A 16,705-nucleotide genomic window follows, 5' to 3' on the forward strand; every position below is an offset into this window, starting at 1 on the left:
AGCATATTCGGGGTCAGGGTCATTCAGAATGCATACTTACTTCGATGTGTGTTAAGCAATGGGGGGCAGGTCGGCAATTTATTGTGAAAGCGATAACACTAATAGCATTAGTGAAGAGGCTAAAGATTTGTTTAGAACCCGCCCCCTTAAGAGGCGGTATTCTTAGCAAACATTTTATTTACTGTTTATCAATTGCAATAATGGGATCTCAGCTACATCACTAGGGATATAGGGGTCATCTTCTTTTAAATTAACCCCAATACAATCAACATCATTTAACCCAATTTCCCAAGCCCACCTAACATCTAACGTACTCATTTCTATCCCTAAACTATCTCTTTGTGGATGCTCAGGAACAATATTTTTTAACATCGCATCACATCCAAGATAGAATTTTCCACAGGCCTGATACGCAGCAAGAAATCTTTCTAAATTGACATTGCTATCAGGAGTCATCGTATTAATTCTACTGATCATTGTCATTCTTTTAGTTAATGGCGTTGTCATCATATTTTCAGATATCAGTACTCTATAATGAGTTGGGTTTTTAACTGAAATACCCTTGACAATACAAACCCGTAATCTGGCTTTACTATCTACCAAGCCTACTGATGATATAAGATCTTTAAAAATATCCTCACCTATATCGGGGTGTTTAAATAATAGATATAACCCTGGATAACACGATTTTAATTGAGCGAAGCCTACTCCTTGCCAGCGTGTTCTATCCCATAGACGAGGTTTGATTAGGCTTTGTATTGAATAATCTTTATGCGTAATATTTTCGGAATTAAGTTCCTCTTCAGGTATTCTTCCTTTACCAGGTGTTGGAACATTTATATCCTCGACCTCCAACACTTTCGGAAATTCACTATCCCAGGATTTATCTCTTAAAAGAGAGTAAGTTTTCTTTTCAGCACTGGTGGAATAAATATTCTTAATTTGTTGATCAATATCATTTCCAAGAACATTTTCAATCGCTTTGATACAGGCACCGAAACTAATTGCCCTGTCAAATGCAGCATCTTCGAATATCATTCTTTCAATGTATTCTGTATTTTTTATAAAAAATAACTCAGGTAGAAGATCAAATACTATTTTCTTGAATTCATTAGTGATTTTTTGTTGAGCATCGATTCTAAATGCACTTGTCTCAAAACCATTGCAATTTATAGTAAGGTTTAGTTTTCCATTATTGCTGTTTATTTCATGTGATAAGGATAATTCATCTTCATCATCTGCTATTACTTCAATAATTAAGAATGCTTCTTTCAGATGGATGTTATCAATCGTACAAGTTGCAAAAGCACTCTCTAAAAGTGCTAAGATACTAGTTGAAAACTCTATAAATGGTGACCGATTCGGAAAGTTAATTTCTATGGTGCATCCAAAAATAAAAGATGTATATATTCCTCGTTTATCATAGTTATCTTTTATGCCTTTACTATTGAATCCAGCATCAAAGTCACGTATTTTTTGCAAAAAATCATTATGATCTTTATCGGCAGTAACTTCGTACTCACGTTCAAAATCTTCAATATAACCTAAAGCATATTTAAGACATCCCGATGATACAAAAAGACCTAATCTATCGAGTTCATCGGGAATATTACTCTGTCGATTTATTCCATTTAGGTCAGTGTTCAAAATGAGTTGACTTATGTAAAAATCAACTTGCTGATTTTCTTTATCGCCGAACGGGCTATCACTGATATTTTGGTTAATTATTAAAAACAGTTCATACCATAAAAGAGCATGTGCTAATTTCCCTAGTTTTATTTCTGCTAGGCATAAACTATAATAAATATCAGCCTGCTTTAATGATATCTCATCATACTTCCAGTAGTTATCTGTAATCAAAGAAGCGGATAGAAGCAAGCATGAACGTGAACTCCATAGCAACCCAATGGATTCGTAAGCATAAGCAATAGCTTTTAATGCTAATATAAATTTATCTCGTGATTCCTCTTTATAAAGTGGAATAAAAGATTTTCCTAAATACTTGATTGCCTGATAAGGGTGACCATTTTGAATCCTCTTTATACCTCTTCGTAGATTTAATAATGCTCCTTTAACTTCACCGCCTCTAACAGCAGATTGCTCAGTCATATAGTCTAATAAATTTTCATATGCATCTACCTCGAAAAAAATGTCATCTAGTTCGTTCAAAAGTTGGAAGTTTTTTTCAAAGGGATAGCCTATTAAATTCCCACTATTTTTAAAAATCTCATGTAACTCTTCAAATACAACCGAAGCATCTTCTACATCTGAAAACGTTGTCAATTTATAAATAGCTTTGTGAGTTCTCGCTGTGAGTGCATTACTGGGACGTGATTCATCTTCAGCTATCTCATCTAGTTTAGCGAGCATGTTACGTTCAATATTCTCAATGTCGATTGTAGATGTTGCGTTGTTAAGTCTAATATAACTTTTATGAACGGTTACTAAATTTAAAACTTTCTCCCATTTTGAGGAATTAGTTGATGATGCAATACTTTCATATGCAAATTGAAGATTTTCTTCGAAGAGATTAAAATCTTCCATCCAAAAATGAGACTTCCAGGCATATTGATAATACGCATCCAGCAATTGTTGATTAGTCCCGAATTTCTTTGAGATTTTTATAGCTCTTTCAAATAGACCTTGTGTTTCAATTAGTGGTTTCTCAAGTTCAGCGCTTAACTCTGCAATTTCTAAAAACATATCCACCTGTTCATATGAAATTTCAGCAGGGTTTATTTTATCTCTAATATACTCGATTAATTCTTCATATTTTTTATGCTTTTTATAATCATTTTCTCCAAAAACAACTTCTCTTTTATATTGCGTTGGAACTGACAATGAATCAATGACCAATTGCTCAAAATTATTTTTGTAAATTTGATCTAATAGCCAATTAATATCTAATATACGAACATCTATTCCAGTTTTTGTTTTTAATGTATCCTCAACCTCTGAACGAATATTGGACTTTGCAGATTGATTCGTTACGCAAAATACTTTAGTATACCCACGATCTGTTTCTTTTATCTTAAGTACATCTTCATGGCATTTTTTCTTCCAGTCTTTACGTGTACTTACCGCAAAGGCCCAACGTTCTTTATTTGATGCTTCATTAACACCTTCGAACCAAAGAAGTTTATTCTGTTCCGAAACAGGGAATGTTTGTGTGTCAGTTTTACCATCCCCCCCTGCTACAGGACCAGTTTGTTCAAGGAGATTAGGGCAAATTATTTTTTCACATATTTTTTTTGCAAAATCTTCGAATTGTAGTTCTTGATTTCTTGTATTTAGCGTAGAGAGGAAGTGTTCCAGTACAACTCTATCTAAAGTACCAGTCTCTCTGATTGTTGAATCAGAAAATTTTTCAGGGCGACGGCGCCTTAGAAATTCTTTAGATGAAAATTTGGTTTCCTGTACATTCATGATTTTGACGCTCCTCTTGCTATCGACAATAAACCTTTGTATGCATCAACTAGATTTATTGTTCATACTGCCTTTTTTGAAGAAAAAATTGCGGACGTTTATTTCTAGACAAACTATCTATGTAATCACTATACCACTGCATCATCTGTTGTCTCCCTTCCAAATACTGTGCATGATTGTAAGCCCCGTGAATAGCGTTCTTATCCACATGTGCAAGCTGTGTTTCGATCCATGCAGAGTTGAATCCTTCTTCGTGCAGAATGATACTCATTGTGAGACGAAAACCATGCCCCGTCAGCCTTCCTTTTTATCCTAATAACTCAATTACCTGATTAATCCTTTCCTTTGAGATCGGCTTAGTACGATAATTACGTCCAATGAATACGATCGGATAGATGCACCTAATCTTATAACATCGTGTTTTCTATGTCCGTTCCTGGCACTAAGCAAACAGTCAGACGCAAATGTAAATCAGTACAAAAAATTACGGGGGTTGAACTCCTCCAAAAACGGAGGAGCTAAGCTTTAGATTTCACGCTACCTACTAATAAAGGACCAATTTAAGGTTCGTATCATAAGGCCATGATTATTTTATATTTCCCAATGTTATCAATATAATCCGCATACCACTGCATCATCTCCCTACGTCCTTCCAGATACAACGCATGGTTGTACGTCCCTCGAATCGCGTTCTTATCGACATGCGCAAGCTGGGTTTCAATCCACGCTGTATTGAACCCTTCCTCATGCAAAATCGTACTCATCGTGTGGCGGAAACCATGCCCCGTTACCTTCCCCGTGTATCCAATCCGCTTAAACACCTGATTAATACTCGCTTCGCTCATTGTTTTGCGGGGATCATTCCTTCCAGGAAACACCAGTGGATATTGCCCTGACATCACTTTGAGCTGCTGTACGATTTCCAGAGCTTGGGTAGAGAGGGGCACAAGGTGAGGCCGTTTCATCTTCATTCGGTCGGCAGGAATTTCCCACACCGCTTTCTCAAGATCAAATTCACTCCAGAAAGCACCTCGAAGCTCGCCGGTGCGAACTCCCGTAAGTATCAGCAAACGTGCGGCAAGAACAACCAGCGGGCTGCCTGTATAACCAGAGAGAGCTTTAAAGAAGTCTGGTAACTCCTCAACAGTCAGGAAGGGATAATGCTTTGATTCATGCCCTGACATCGCGCTGGTTAGATCTGCTGCAGGGTTGTATTCCGCACGTCCAGTAACGATGGCGTAACGAAAAACTTCGCTGCAGCGCTGGCGAACCTTCTTGGCCTTCTCTGTCGCGCCACGGCTTTCCATTCGACGCAGCACATTAAGCAGAACCAGCGGTTTGATTTCATTCACCGGCTGCTGGCCAATATAGGGGAAAATATCTTTATTGAAAGCTTCGATAATGTCCGAGGCATAGCCTTCTGACCACCGGCTCACCTTCGTACCGTGCCACTCAAGCGCCACAGACTGGAACGTATTATTGAGCTGCACATCTCGAACCAGCTTTTCTTCTTTCTTCGCAAACGATGGATCGATACCTTCGGCCAGTTTTTTCTTGGCTTCATCACGTAGTACCCTCGCTTGTGCGAGAGACACTGCAGGATAAACACCAAAAGCCATACGCTTCTCTTTTCCATTGAAGCGATATTTCATTCGCCAGTATCGAGAACCAGAGGGAACGACTTCAAGATACAAACCAGCACCATCTGCCAGCTTGTAGGCTTTCTCTCTGGGTTTAGCAGCGTCTACCTGTCGGGCATTAAGCTTCATTGGGGGCATCTCTCTGGACCGAACACAGAATGCCCCCACTTATGCCCGCAACTGTGACTTGATTCTGGTTGAGTACAGTTGATAACAGGAGATAAAATACGGGCTAGGAACCGCAGTATACGGGCTTTTAGTTGAGTTCGGTAGACCTGGGAGGAGTTTGAAATGGTGCCGATAATAGGAGTCGAACCTACGACCTTCGCATTACGAATCAGAAGCACCTACTTTAACTATCTGTTTTTACAAGCATTAGCCGCATTCACAATGGTTATGTTGATGGCACAAAAAGAATGTTGATGTAAGGTGTTGCCATGTGCGTGTCACATCCATGGCACAACAGAGCATTAGCGCAAGACTCATCACCACCTTCACCGGTTTTGAGTTGTTTTGCGCCAATTTTTTCCTGCCCACGCCAGTCACCCTCCTACATCATTCGATAACAGAAAAACACAACGCTAGTCACAAAAAAAATCAACAACAAAAGGTTTTCACGCATTGTTATGACAATATTTTTCTATCCACGAAGAAAGCATGTCAATTTAATAATCTAGCATTGATAATACAAAAGTATTTCATTAGAATGTTCACCAAAAAAATAAGACAATTATAAATATATTATGAGGAATGTATGATTGAAAGAAATCCAGCGCAAAACAGATTTGAGGTTTTAGATAGCTTCAGGGGGATCTGTGCCATTTGTGTCGTTTTCTTCCATATGACTATTATCAATGGATTATCCACGCTACCATTTTTTAGAGGGAGCAATGTATTTGTAGAATTCTTTTTTGTATTAAGTGGCTTCGTTTTGACCCACGGATTCGCATACAAGCAACACCTTAGTTTTAAAAAATATATAACGGCAAGGTTTTTCAGGATTTACCCTCTTCATGTATTCACACTAGCAGTAATGATCATTCTAGAGTTTGGTAAACTAGTAGCGGAGAAGCATGGTGTAAGCTTTCAGATACATTCATTCACAATAACAAAGGATGTTAGTGAAATATTGCCTAATCTCTTTCTTGTTCAGGCATGGACACACTTAACTCAAAACGAAAGTTTCAATGGCCCTGCATGGAGCATTAGCATTGAGTTTTATACATATATCCTTTTCTTCTTTACTCTGATGTTAAGCTGGAGGCTAAGAGTTGCTTCATGGGTCGCCATATCAGCAACTGCATTTTTATTTATCGCTTATAATTACTACTACTTTACTCCTAATGTGGTGAGGGGGCTTTCCTGCTTTTTCCTTGGCTCTTTAACCTATGTTTTGATAAGGCGCATACACAACCGCATTGATAATGATAGGCTAACTTGCATTTTTATTTCACTTGAGATTGTAATCCCTGTGATTATATACTCACTAATAACTTCTGATCTGCAGCATAAAAACATAATGCTAAGCTTTGTATTTGCAATCTGCATATCTATATTTTCTTTTCAAAAAGGTCCTATATCAAAGCTGTTGACAGCAACACCTTTAGTTTGGGCTGGAAAATTATCATATTCTATATATATGACTCATGCCGCAGTTCTTTTGGTCATCACATCAATATTTATAGTTACGCAGAAGTTTACTGGGATCGAACTGACAAAGATAATCGACAATTCTAGAGTTATCGACGCGGGCGGCCCATACATGAACACCGCCCTGTCCATTGCTACACTGGCAATTGTTATACTCACATCTATTGTGACTTATAATTTAATTGAGAAGCCTTTTATTCAAATAGGTAAAGATATACTAATGAAACAAGCTAAAAGTTCAATTCAAAGCTAATTATCATCTTTGCCGGGTGGCGTTAATATTATTACCTTCCCGGCTAATTACACATCCCCTGCCTTGCCAAAGCCAGATGGTTCCCCCATTGACTCTTGGTCAACGCTAAAAGAATCACTGACCTGGGCAGCGTCTACAATCCAGAATGGAACTCCAGAAGGCACATCCTTTTTTCCAATTTCCAGAGTCGTCATTCCAATATTTGATGCCACAGACATTACTGCCGTTCCACCTTGAAATTCAAAAACAATTACTTCCTGCATTATTTACCTCCGAATATAATAATATTAAGTTCAGCACAATCAAGGGCACCTCCCGTACTGCGAGAATATATAGTAACATTACTTGTTGTTTTAAGAGGATTGCCATTTACCCCACTACCATCCATTGATATCACTGCTGAGCCCGTCCCTGCGGTAGCTCCATCGCCAAATGATAATACTGGACAGTAGTTTGTGTTTGCCATTGGGTTAGTAAAGTTTACCAAATACTTGCCAGTGCTTAGTCTGGTAATCGAACTAACATTCATCGAGTCTTTTATTGTTACCGGGGAGATCCCATTAAAATTAGCCCATGCAGTGCATGCAGCTGGTGATGATGCCGTAATAGCATTAACTATTCTCGGGTCATCGCCAGCAGCCACCGTTCCCGCTGTTGTTCCTACGTTTCTGGTTGCTGAGTTACCGGCGCCAAGCTTTGAGAGAACGCCAGCAGCATCAGTTTGCGCCAGAATTTCCCTGGCGAAAGCAGTAAGGTCAGTTAGCGCAGCAGTGTCGATGCCGTTGAAGTACGGCAACTTGTTTGCAGCACCAGTTAACACTGCCAGAGCTGTCAGTGTGGCATCAAGAGGCTGGAAACTCGCAAGGATGTAAGAGAGCGTACCTGCAGTCATCATGTTTGCGGCGATGTCGTTCGCTGACCATACTCGCGCGGCAGTCCCCTCTTGCGCTCGTTCAATCGTCATCACATCGCCAGTTCTGGCTGTGACGTGTACAATTTCTGTTAACTGCCCTGTCGCCGCGTCGATGAGAGTAAGCTTAAAGAAACTGGTTCCCGCTACCGGGCTAGGGAATAAGCTACCCGCGCCAGTGTTTACCGTAAGCGTCGTGGCGCTAGCATTGATTGACGAGGCAAGCACTGTTGAGGCATTGTTTGATGCCAGTAAGGTTAAGGACATTTGTCCTCCTGATTATCAAAACATAAAGGGATTACTAATGAATAATTTTGCAGCAGCATTAATTAAAATATTACTAGCATCACTATCGACGCTAACAATAGCGCTATCTTGTATATTGCTTGTTCTTTGTTTTGAAATGTGGACTCAAGATGGCATGCCAGCACTCCTTACAATTAAACTGAGCTTATTCATATTCAGCCTTACAATTATTTCATTGATAATATGCACATGTTTAAAGATATATTTATCAATAGTGTCAGACAACAGGACCATCAATGAAATAAAAAAGAACAAAGTTTCTGTAAGGCATGATAATGAAGATATCAGGGTGTAATTATCCAACTATCGTTACGGTAACTGGCTGATAAAATGGCATATGCAGCAGGCCGCTATCAAAGGCCTGTTTGAACAACGTAGCATACTCGTACTCCGTGCTTTTAATCAGAACGCTGCTCTTCTGGTTAAAGGCGCGCGTATTGAATGCGCTGGCATTAAACATCGCTGAATCGGTAAGCTTTCGGTAACCCTTGATGATTGAGATCGTTGCACCGGATGACGAGAACAGCACGGATATACTCCAGCGCTGGTCGTTGACAACGTCGACACCATCAACACCAGTAAGGAACCTCAAAACACGGCGCTTAAGCCATGGAATGGTGAAGTAGAACCCATCACCTTTGTAGAAGTTCCATGTCATCACTCGCTTAAACAAGTCGTCGGATGCCACAACCTGCTCAGACTGGTCTACGAGCTTTCTACCGTTAAACTCAATCGTGTTGAAGGTTAATGCGTTATATGGACCGTAGATATTCTGCTTCGAACTGATGAGTATTGGCGGGCTTACGCCATAGATGCCCGCAGCAATCCATTTCAACTGGTCGCCAGAATTATAAGGCCCAATAAATACAGGGAGGTTAGCATTGACCATCCAGTCATACACACTTTTTGCTACGGTGTTGTACGCATCAATAAATGCTTGCAGGTTTTCATCATCGTTATACTGGGTGTAAAGATAAGCACGGATAATATCTTCAAGCATCATTATGCTCCGGAAACATAAACCCCATCATCAGGAATAAACCAATAACTGTATGGGTCACCACTAATGATGTTGGTATTGACATCAACATCCGTAATTGTTCCGTTAACTGTCACAACAACATTAAGAACACTAAACAGGTCTTTATTAAGCGTGCTATTAACAGAGTCAAGAAAAACATCCTTGAGAGTATTAATGTTTAACGGCTTTCCTGAATATATTCCGTTGGTGTAATTAATTGTCGGAGTAGAAACCAAAGACAAGATGGTCGCATCCGTCAGATAGTTAACGCCTTCAGTACGCCATTGATACGTTATAGTAACTAGTTGCTGTAATGGCGTTACGAAAGGAATTGCGTAATTATCAGGCCAGTCATTAATCGTTACCGTCTGATTCCTGAGGTTTGGCGTAACTTCCCCACCACTCGTCCATGTTCCTGAGCTGCTGGTATCAATACCGATCGAGAACGAATGAGGGTTAATCACGGTAATCGTCAGATCGACATCATTCACGCCAGTAATGCCATTCGCTCCGGTGATTCTGGCAACTTGCCCAGACGAAAATCCGTGAGTTAAATCAGTGGTAACCACTCCTGGGTTGGCATTACTGATACCCGTCACATTCAAGGTGCTTCCCTTCAATCGACTAATATCACCCGCTGCTTTATAGATAGCGCCCGCCATTGAATAAATGTCGCCACCACCACACATGATCACCCAGCGCTCACCATCCTGAACGACAGAGGTGAGTCTGGCCACGATATTATCTACCGCGTTAAGCCCTGTTCTGATAAACCCCGGATAGCCCTGGACGGTCATCATTCCAGCATCCCACACTCGAGCTCTATACTCTGGTACGGTTTCGGTTTCACTACCTGGTACGCCAGCGGTGAGATTTGTGCAGGTCAGCGCTATGTCCGCAGGCAAACTCGTTACTATATTGGTCACCGTGCCAGCGGGAACAGCCCATACCCCTCCCACCGTGGCATTACAGGTTACAGGTGATGTCGTTCCTGAAGACGGGATGATCGTCGCATCATCCAATGCGTATTGGTAATTTCCGTCCGATACCAGGAACCCCTGAGGGATGGCAAATCCTGCGGGCCCAGAAAACGACACTGGAACCGTCGTTAGCCCTTCTGATTTTTGCCCAGGAACACCGTACTGTTGAGACAGTAAGTTCAGCAGTAAAATGTTCGCGCCTAGCGGTCCGACTGAGTTAAGGAGATCTACGCGGGCCTGGTCGCAGACAATCGCACCGCCGGTAGTGGTGCTGACCATGTCCTCAATTAATGAACCAGGAAGTTCAGTAGTAATGCCCGGAGACATTGTAGTGGCCAGAGATACGATTTTGGCGCGCAACTCCTCGGCGGTTTGCGGGACCGGGCCAGATTCATCATAAATGACTGGTAAATCACTCATACATATACCTGCGTTATTATTTTTGAGCCCGAGTTCGTAATGGCTGTAATGGTGTAGGCCGGAGGGTCACTCTCTGTCAGAGCGATCTGCAGCGAGGAAAAATACTGACTGAATTGCTGCTGAATCCGGTTAACGTAAAATGTTGGCAGAATCTGCTGGATCACAGAGCCGTTTGCCGGTATCCCGTTTTCCGCAAAAAACGGCGACTCCTGAGGTGCCAGTTTCAGGTTCTGAATGAGCGTTGTCAGATAAACCGAATCATTAAACCCGTTACTGTCCGTCTCAACCTTCAGCCACTTCCCGCTCTCATCCCGTCCGTATGTCCTCATTGCGTGATGCTCCCGTTAAACTGAGTTGTTGGCGCACCAGTGTTGCTCCCGCCATTCCCATTTGTATGCTCGTGTGCATTCAGCCAAGCCAGCAACTGCTGCCAGCCGGTATGCATGATTGACGGGCTGGTACTGGCATCGCTGTCCTGAATGGTTCCAGATTGCCCAGTTAATGCCCATGAAGTGCCGGTGAGCGTAAGCTCAGTGCCGCCGACAGTAACTTTGAACTGTTCAGGTGTAGCAATCGTTATGCTCGTAGGGGTGAGCAGGAAGGTTGTTTTACTTCCGGAATCACGGAGAGTAACTCCTTCCGGGCCATACATCGTCAATACGTTAGGGTCGACGTTCTCCCACTCAGTATTGCTAATTGGGAGGAACGTCAGCGCACTGAGATTAGCCGGTGGCGTCAGGTCAGCAGTACCGCCGCCGAGCCCACTGATGCCACCGATATACGTATCTGCCGGGATTAAAATGCCTTTGTTGCCAGGCCGCATTGGATAGCGGATATACTCCGGTCCGAACAGCGGTACTGTCAGGTGAGGGACGACATAAGGCACGTTGCGAAGAAGAACCTGTATAACCACCATATTCCCGTTGCGCTCTACAACATCGGCCGGCAAAACTTTCCCAGCCATTAACTGGGCCTGGGCGATCTTGTTCGCGGCAAAATTATTCATATTGCCTGCGAAGCTGAGCTTTTTCTCAGTGCTCATGATGAAGTGTTCTCCGGTGCCGGCTGCGCCTCAATAATGGTCACCCAGGAGTTAGCATCTGGTTGGCGACTATTACCCAATAAACGAACAGAAGAAACGCGGAAGTCCCCGGTAAATGTCGCATCATTGCGGAATTGCGAATAAGAGGATGCCTGGACCATTGGTCTTAGCTTTTTCGGCATGCGAATGTAATCGCCAACCTGAATATCACTTCGCATGACACAGGGAATCGTAACAACGCCAAACTGTACCCATGTCGGCTGCCCGACAAGATCAGTGAACTCAATTTGGATTGGATTATTCCTGCGGTAGTTTGCGCTGCCCCTTTCACTACCATCTGAATGATTAGAGAAGTCATTATCAAAGACGCGTATCTCATTGCCATTAACGACAGAGATTTCAACGCCGGTGTAATTGGAGTCCTGGATAATCCCGCGGCTTAGTGAATTAAGCCGGCTGGCTAACTCGGTCAGACTGCCGCATATCATCTGGCTATCGTAGCTGTTGATCAGTCGGTCACTGATGCTGATATTGAATCGATAACCACCACCAAGATTCTGAAGGCACTGAGTCAGAGCCACAGAGAGCTTTATTCCCTTATTCCACGGCAATGTTAGGTTTAGAGGGGCTAGCGGCGCTGGATTAGTTGGAGACACTGCCCCTGCCGTAACGATCAGGTCCATCCTCAACTCGGCTCCCTGCCAGTTCCCCAGCACCTGCCATACGGTCCCTTTCATGACCAATCCAGACTGCCCTGGTTTCGCCAAAGGCAATCCCTTGGACATACCAACCCACATTTCGATGACCATACCGAACATATCTTGTCGGGACTGCTGCATTTCCTGAGGGCTTATTCCCCAAATGGTAATAATGCTCTGGCCTTTCGGGGTGGACTCACCGAATCTCTGGATATCAAACTCAACCATGAGGTTGCCTGGATTAAAAACCCCATTACGCAGACTTGAGTACTGCTTGTAGAGCTTTCCGGGATTACCTTTGCTATCTGGTGGGTAGGAGATTTTAACATCGTAATACCGCATCAGCTGATCACCTCTATCTGAGCATTCGGATAGCGCCAGACCATTTTCGTTGAAGAAAAAACTCCGAATAGAAGGTTGATATCGGTACCGACGGGAGAGCCGATCATCGGGGTAGTAAGAAGACGGGCCCCGGAGTTATCAGTTACGTTCAGGTACCAGCGCTGGCCAGCGATATTCCATTTTATCTGGCAGTTATAAACGGAACCGTCCAGAACAGGAGTGAAAACCATGCTGGTTTTCTCATTCCCTGAAAAGGGATACAGGTCTGTGCTCATATGCCGAATGTCCCGCTCAATTTCCCAATCAGGCCGGTTATCGCATCGGATACACCACCTCCAAGGGAGGTGTTACCCAATGCCGCTACGGTGTTAGTCCAGGCGCTGCTGTTTGTAACGTCACCAGCATCAATCTTGCTGATGTAGTTGTTTACCGCCTGACCAGCTTGCGATTCGCTAACGAGAGGCTGCTCAAAGCTCCAGAGCCATTGGCGCTGCGGAGTGGGGTCGCTGCCACCGCCCCCAGTAACATCTCTGACGCTCTTCAGGATACAGCCGCTGTAAATCAGCGCTGGCGTGGCGACAATGAATGTACCGCCGAGGTTGGCGTGGGCTTGCAGTGCCGCCTGTAGCGCACTGAGGGTGACAAGCTTCGTCATCGTCCCAGTGTTCTCGTTAACCGGTGCATCCATAATCAGCGAGATCTGCAGAGGCATAGCCAGCAGAGCGTTCGCAGCCACCGTCTGGTTTGCAAACGGGTACCGGCCAATTTCATAGTCCAGCATTGTGCCGCCCTGCGGCGCCCGCCAGTGACAGAAGTACTTATCCATGTTCGTGAGGTTGGAGGCACCACTAAGCAGTCCTGTGACAAAGCTGGCGCTCTGCGTCAGCGCTACGATAGGCAGCATCCCGCCAGGAATCGCCTGCGCAATACCTTCGCAGAGGATAACCGGGGAGATCTCGAAGCCAAGCCGGTAAAGCTCACGCGTAAATGCCATCAGCCAAACCCTCCGAGCTGCGTACTGGTCACAACGGCGTTACCGCCAGTGTTGTTATTTATGGTAAGTCCTTTACTGTCGCCTCTAGTGTTGTCAGCTATTTGCTGGAGAAGCTGATTATTTTTAGCTTCTGTCTGTCGCTGCCAATAAGCATCATGCTGGTTAGGATCCATGGCTGGAATATTCTTCCCGTAGAGGGCCATATACTGCTCGCGAACCCGGCCTGGATAATTGACATTCTCTTTGCTTCCTCTGCGGCTTCCGCCGTTGTAATAACGCAGCATCTCATCAACATCACCACCAGCCTGTCCTTTCGCCCAAGCTAATGTCCTGGCACCAGCCATGATGTTGTCACGCGGGTCATACGGGTTTTCACCGTTCTGGAAATTGAATGGCATCACCTGCATCAGGCCAAGTGCGCCGGCCTTACTTTTTGCATTTTGATCCCAGGATGATTCAGCACCAGTTATGGCCTTCAGCATTTTTGAATCGACACCATACTTTTTCGCTGCCTCTTCAAAGTACTGGTCATACTCCGTAGGCGCAGTGTCGGTCATCCCGTATAGCTTTCTCGTCACCCACTTAGAAAACGCGGGAGTGTTAGGGTCACTCAATCCGCCCTTCACATAGTGAGTTCCGGACGCGTCCGTTTTCACGGTGTTATTCAGGAATGAGGAATTAGCCTGCAAACCAGCAGAAGATGAAGAGTCACCAGTGATCCAGCCAATGACGCTCATGATGACCTTGCCCAGCTTTTCCACTGCGGACATGAATGCATCTACGTCAGATTTGAACGAAGGTGAAGCAAGGTAATTGCCGAATTTCTGAATTCCGCCCGCCAGGCTGTCTATCCATTTGCCCAGCTCAGGAGATTTCAGCACGGTATCTATGGCGCCTGAAAACGCATCGGATAGTTTGGTTAACTCCGGCGTCAGTGGTGCCAGTCCACGGATAAAGGTATTGCTGATGCTGACCTTGCTGCGGTCCAGCTGGATGTTGAAATCTTGCCACTGCTTCAACTGGCGGTCTGATACTTGAAGCTTTTGCGTATCGACGGCGGCCTGTTTCGCCATAGCGTCAATTTCCGCATCGCTCATCTTTTTGAAGCGGTTCAGGTCATCAATAGTGAAATAGTTCGTTAACCCGTAAGCCTCTGCCCCCTGCTGGGTGCTGCCGTTCTTCACGTAAATATCGCGCGCAGATTTAATCATCTGAGGCAACAGCTTCGTTGGGTCCTGATTGGCATCAACGCCCATGGCGTTAAAGGTCCAGCGCTTACTGAGATCGGCCTGAGCGTCACGGATAGCCCCCAGTGTTCCTACCGGGTTACCTAACGCGCTCTGGAAGTTCACCGCTGCCGAGTTCAGGCCGCCGGCAGTTGTCCCTAATCCCATGGCGGTAAAGCGCTGAGCAGCAGCAGAACCCGCCAGGCGATTCATGCCCCATAATCCACCAGCGCCAGCCAGGCCAGTGAAGACACCAACGATGCTACCCCAGGACAACAGGCTCGTGGTCGCGTCCTTCAGGTGCCCCGCCAGGCTTTTCGCATCCTTACTGGCTTTGCTCAGAAAGTTGCTGGCACCGCTGGTTTTCTTATTCAGGTCTGATTGCGTTTTACCGGCTTTATCGAGGCTCTGGTTTAACTGATCCAGACCGCCATTCAGCGCGGATATTGAGGCCACGCCATCAGTAAAGGCTTTGGTGACAGCATCCATGCTGTGACGCATTTTTTCGGTCTCTTTCGCAGAATCACCGATTCCACGTGACGACATCCGCCAGGCCTCTGGCAATTCATCGACCGCTTTTTTATACCCGTTAAACTTGTCGAGAAATGAGTTAAAGCTGTCGTCATTAACAGCAATATCGACAATCGCCTTAGCTGCCATTGAAGTATCCCTTCTGCTTTATTGCTTCCAGGATGAAGCGCTGCCGGAACTGCAACGGGCTTTCATAGTCGCCCATATCTAATTCACGGCAGAGCTCGCGGAAGCCTTCATTGGAGGCCCAGGTCAGGAGGGTATGTGTGACAGTTCCTGCTGGGGAATCGGGGTCTGGGTATCGATATCCGTTTTCGATGTCGGTAAAGAATCGCGATACCCCGTACTGGTCAATGAGGTAAGTTGACCATTGTACGCATCGAGCGCTTGTCCCACTGTTCCGGCGATCAGATTCGCCTTCTGAATAGCAGAGGCCACCATAAAAAAAACAACCTCACCTTCGACTTCACGGTATTCATCCTGGGAGATAATTCCCTGTTTGAATGCGGTGTCTAAAGGCGTCGTTTTCCATGTGCCATCGTCGTTCCAGACAACAGTGGTAAGGCGCTGCATATCATCGATGATTGTCGGCGCACCAGGCTCTCGTTCCTGCTGGGCTTTTAACGCTTTGCGCAGCATCATGGCGGCCACGCGCGGCGCACCAATACCACCAACCATTGAGAAGAAGTTATTGAACATGCTGCCAAGCAGCACACAGTTTTCCTCAACAACTTCATAAGGCAATGGTACGGCGTGCAGGTAAAGCAGCGTTCCATCTTCACGAATAACTGTGCTGACAAAATTTAGTTTGCGGTCAATTTTCACGGTCAGTTCCACATGTTGTCGTTAATCGGCAGATACCCAGAGATCGTCACAACATACCCAGCGTCCGAGCCACTGAATGAAAGCTCATTAAAATTGACCAGATAGCAGTTTTGCAGGGTGTAGTTGCTGAACGTCGTCGCGTCCGGAGTCACCACAACCTCTCCCAGGGAGGTATCGGTCAGAAAGCGCTGCTGGTAGCTCGCGCCGATGGACTGAGTTTTCAGCAGATGTACAGTGAGCGTCACCTGCTGATATGGAACCTGACTACCTACCGTCCCGGTTGCTGTTGGGATGATGTCTGTCGCAACCCCATCAGGGCGAAGGCTAATCATCTCTTTCCCGAGGTATGGCGCGGTGATGTTGAGATTGGGGTTATCAGTAACCGAGATAGCCCCTTTGACGCGGTTCAAAAAGCCCTGAGGCACCATTGGGTTTCCCATT

The 16,705-nt window shown here is 44.7% G+C and carries 15 protein-coding genes and 1 pseudogene; 1 reads left to right on the forward strand and 15 read right to left on the reverse strand.

Features of this window, described 5'->3' with window-relative positions:
• Nucleotides 1-174 precede the first annotated feature (174 nt).
• From HII27_RS07360 to HII27_RS07370, 3 genes and pseudogenes are all read right to left on the reverse strand, one after another.
• Nucleotides 175-3,426, reverse strand: a complete 3,252-nt coding sequence (locus HII27_RS07360; protein ID WP_185667273.1) for a hypothetical protein — start codon at nucleotides 3,424-3,426, stop codon at nucleotides 175-177.
• A 55-nt stretch (nucleotides 3,427-3,481) separates the two neighbouring features.
• A pseudogene (locus HII27_RS07365) lies at nucleotides 3,482-3,820 on the reverse strand (tyrosine-type recombinase/integrase); the annotation flags it as partial.
• Between the two features lie 178 nt (nucleotides 3,821-3,998).
• On the reverse strand, nucleotides 3,999-5,195 hold the full coding sequence (locus HII27_RS07370) for a tyrosine-type recombinase/integrase (protein ID WP_185667274.1): 1,197 nt from the start codon (nucleotides 5,193-5,195) through the stop codon (nucleotides 3,999-4,001).
• Nucleotides 5,196-5,820: 625 nt separating this feature from the next.
• On the opposite strand from HII27_RS07370, the gene HII27_RS07375 reads away from it, so the two are divergent.
• On the forward strand, nucleotides 5,821-6,969 hold the full coding sequence (locus HII27_RS07375; RefSeq protein WP_185667275.1) for an acyltransferase family protein: 1,149 nt from the start codon (nucleotides 5,821-5,823) through the stop codon (nucleotides 6,967-6,969).
• A gap of 47 nt (nucleotides 6,970-7,016) precedes the next feature.
• Here HII27_RS07375 and HII27_RS07380 read toward each other — a convergent pair whose 3' ends face one another.
• The 12 genes from HII27_RS07380 to HII27_RS07430 all read right to left on the reverse strand — a co-directional run bounded on the left by HII27_RS07380 (nucleotide 7,017) and on the right by HII27_RS07430 (nucleotide 16,704).
• Complete coding sequence (locus HII27_RS07380; RefSeq protein WP_185667276.1) at nucleotides 7,017-7,232, reverse strand: hypothetical protein; 216 nt, start codon at nucleotides 7,230-7,232, stop codon at nucleotides 7,017-7,019.
• Nucleotides 7,232-8,146: a hypothetical protein gene (locus tag HII27_RS27435; protein WP_185667277.1), complete on the reverse strand. Its 915-nt coding sequence runs from the start codon at nucleotides 8,144-8,146 to the stop codon at nucleotides 7,232-7,234. Before HII27_RS27435 ends, HII27_RS07380 begins: the two co-directional genes overlap by 1 nt.
• A gap of 334 nt (nucleotides 8,147-8,480) precedes the next feature.
• Nucleotides 8,481-9,188 (reverse strand): hypothetical protein, encoded by a 708-nt coding sequence (locus HII27_RS07390; RefSeq protein ID WP_223883166.1) that lies wholly within the window; start codon nucleotides 9,186-9,188, stop codon nucleotides 8,481-8,483.
• Nucleotides 9,188-10,606 (reverse strand): ubiquitin-activating E1 FCCH domain-containing protein, encoded by a 1,419-nt coding sequence (locus tag HII27_RS07395; RefSeq protein ID WP_185667278.1) that lies wholly within the window; start codon nucleotides 10,604-10,606, stop codon nucleotides 9,188-9,190. The genes HII27_RS07390 and HII27_RS07395 overlap by 1 nt, the downstream gene beginning before the upstream one ends.
• The gene (locus tag HII27_RS27105) at nucleotides 10,603-10,935 is read right to left on the reverse strand and encodes a hypothetical protein (RefSeq protein ID WP_223883167.1); all 333 of its coding nucleotides are present in this window, start codon (nucleotides 10,933-10,935) and stop codon (nucleotides 10,603-10,605) included. Before HII27_RS27105 ends, HII27_RS07395 begins: the two co-directional genes overlap by 4 nt.
• A complete protein-coding gene (locus HII27_RS07400) occupies nucleotides 10,932-11,648 on the reverse strand; it encodes a hypothetical protein (RefSeq protein WP_185667279.1) in 717 nt (238 codons plus the stop codon). Before HII27_RS07400 ends, HII27_RS27105 begins: the two co-directional genes overlap by 4 nt.
• On the reverse strand, nucleotides 11,645-12,688 hold the full coding sequence (locus HII27_RS07405) for a hypothetical protein (RefSeq protein WP_185667280.1): 1,044 nt from the start codon (nucleotides 12,686-12,688) through the stop codon (nucleotides 11,645-11,647). The genes HII27_RS07400 and HII27_RS07405 overlap by 4 nt, the downstream gene beginning before the upstream one ends.
• Complete coding sequence (locus HII27_RS07410) at nucleotides 12,688-12,963, reverse strand: hypothetical protein (RefSeq protein WP_185667281.1); 276 nt, start codon at nucleotides 12,961-12,963, stop codon at nucleotides 12,688-12,690. The genes HII27_RS07405 and HII27_RS07410 overlap by 1 nt, the downstream gene beginning before the upstream one ends.
• A complete protein-coding gene (locus HII27_RS07415) occupies nucleotides 12,960-13,682 on the reverse strand; it encodes a hypothetical protein (protein WP_185667282.1) in 723 nt (240 codons plus the stop codon). The genes HII27_RS07410 and HII27_RS07415 overlap by 4 nt, the downstream gene beginning before the upstream one ends.
• Nucleotides 13,682-15,568 (reverse strand): lytic transglycosylase domain-containing protein, encoded by a 1,887-nt coding sequence (locus HII27_RS07420; RefSeq protein ID WP_185667283.1) that lies wholly within the window; start codon nucleotides 15,566-15,568, stop codon nucleotides 13,682-13,684. Before HII27_RS07420 ends, HII27_RS07415 begins: the two co-directional genes overlap by 1 nt.
• Before the next feature lie 123 nt (nucleotides 15,569-15,691).
• Nucleotides 15,692-16,270, reverse strand: a complete 579-nt coding sequence (locus HII27_RS07425; RefSeq protein WP_185667329.1) for a hypothetical protein — start codon at nucleotides 16,268-16,270, stop codon at nucleotides 15,692-15,694.
• The gene (locus HII27_RS07430; RefSeq protein ID WP_185667284.1) at nucleotides 16,267-16,704 is read right to left on the reverse strand and encodes a hypothetical protein; all 438 of its coding nucleotides are present in this window, start codon (nucleotides 16,702-16,704) and stop codon (nucleotides 16,267-16,269) included. The genes HII27_RS07425 and HII27_RS07430 overlap by 4 nt, the downstream gene beginning before the upstream one ends.
• Nucleotide 16,705: the final 1 nt, after the last annotated feature.

This window comes from Kluyvera sichuanensis (assembly GCF_014218705.1).
GTDB classification, from domain to species: domain Bacteria; phylum Pseudomonadota; class Gammaproteobacteria; order Enterobacterales; family Enterobacteriaceae; genus Kluyvera; species Kluyvera sichuanensis.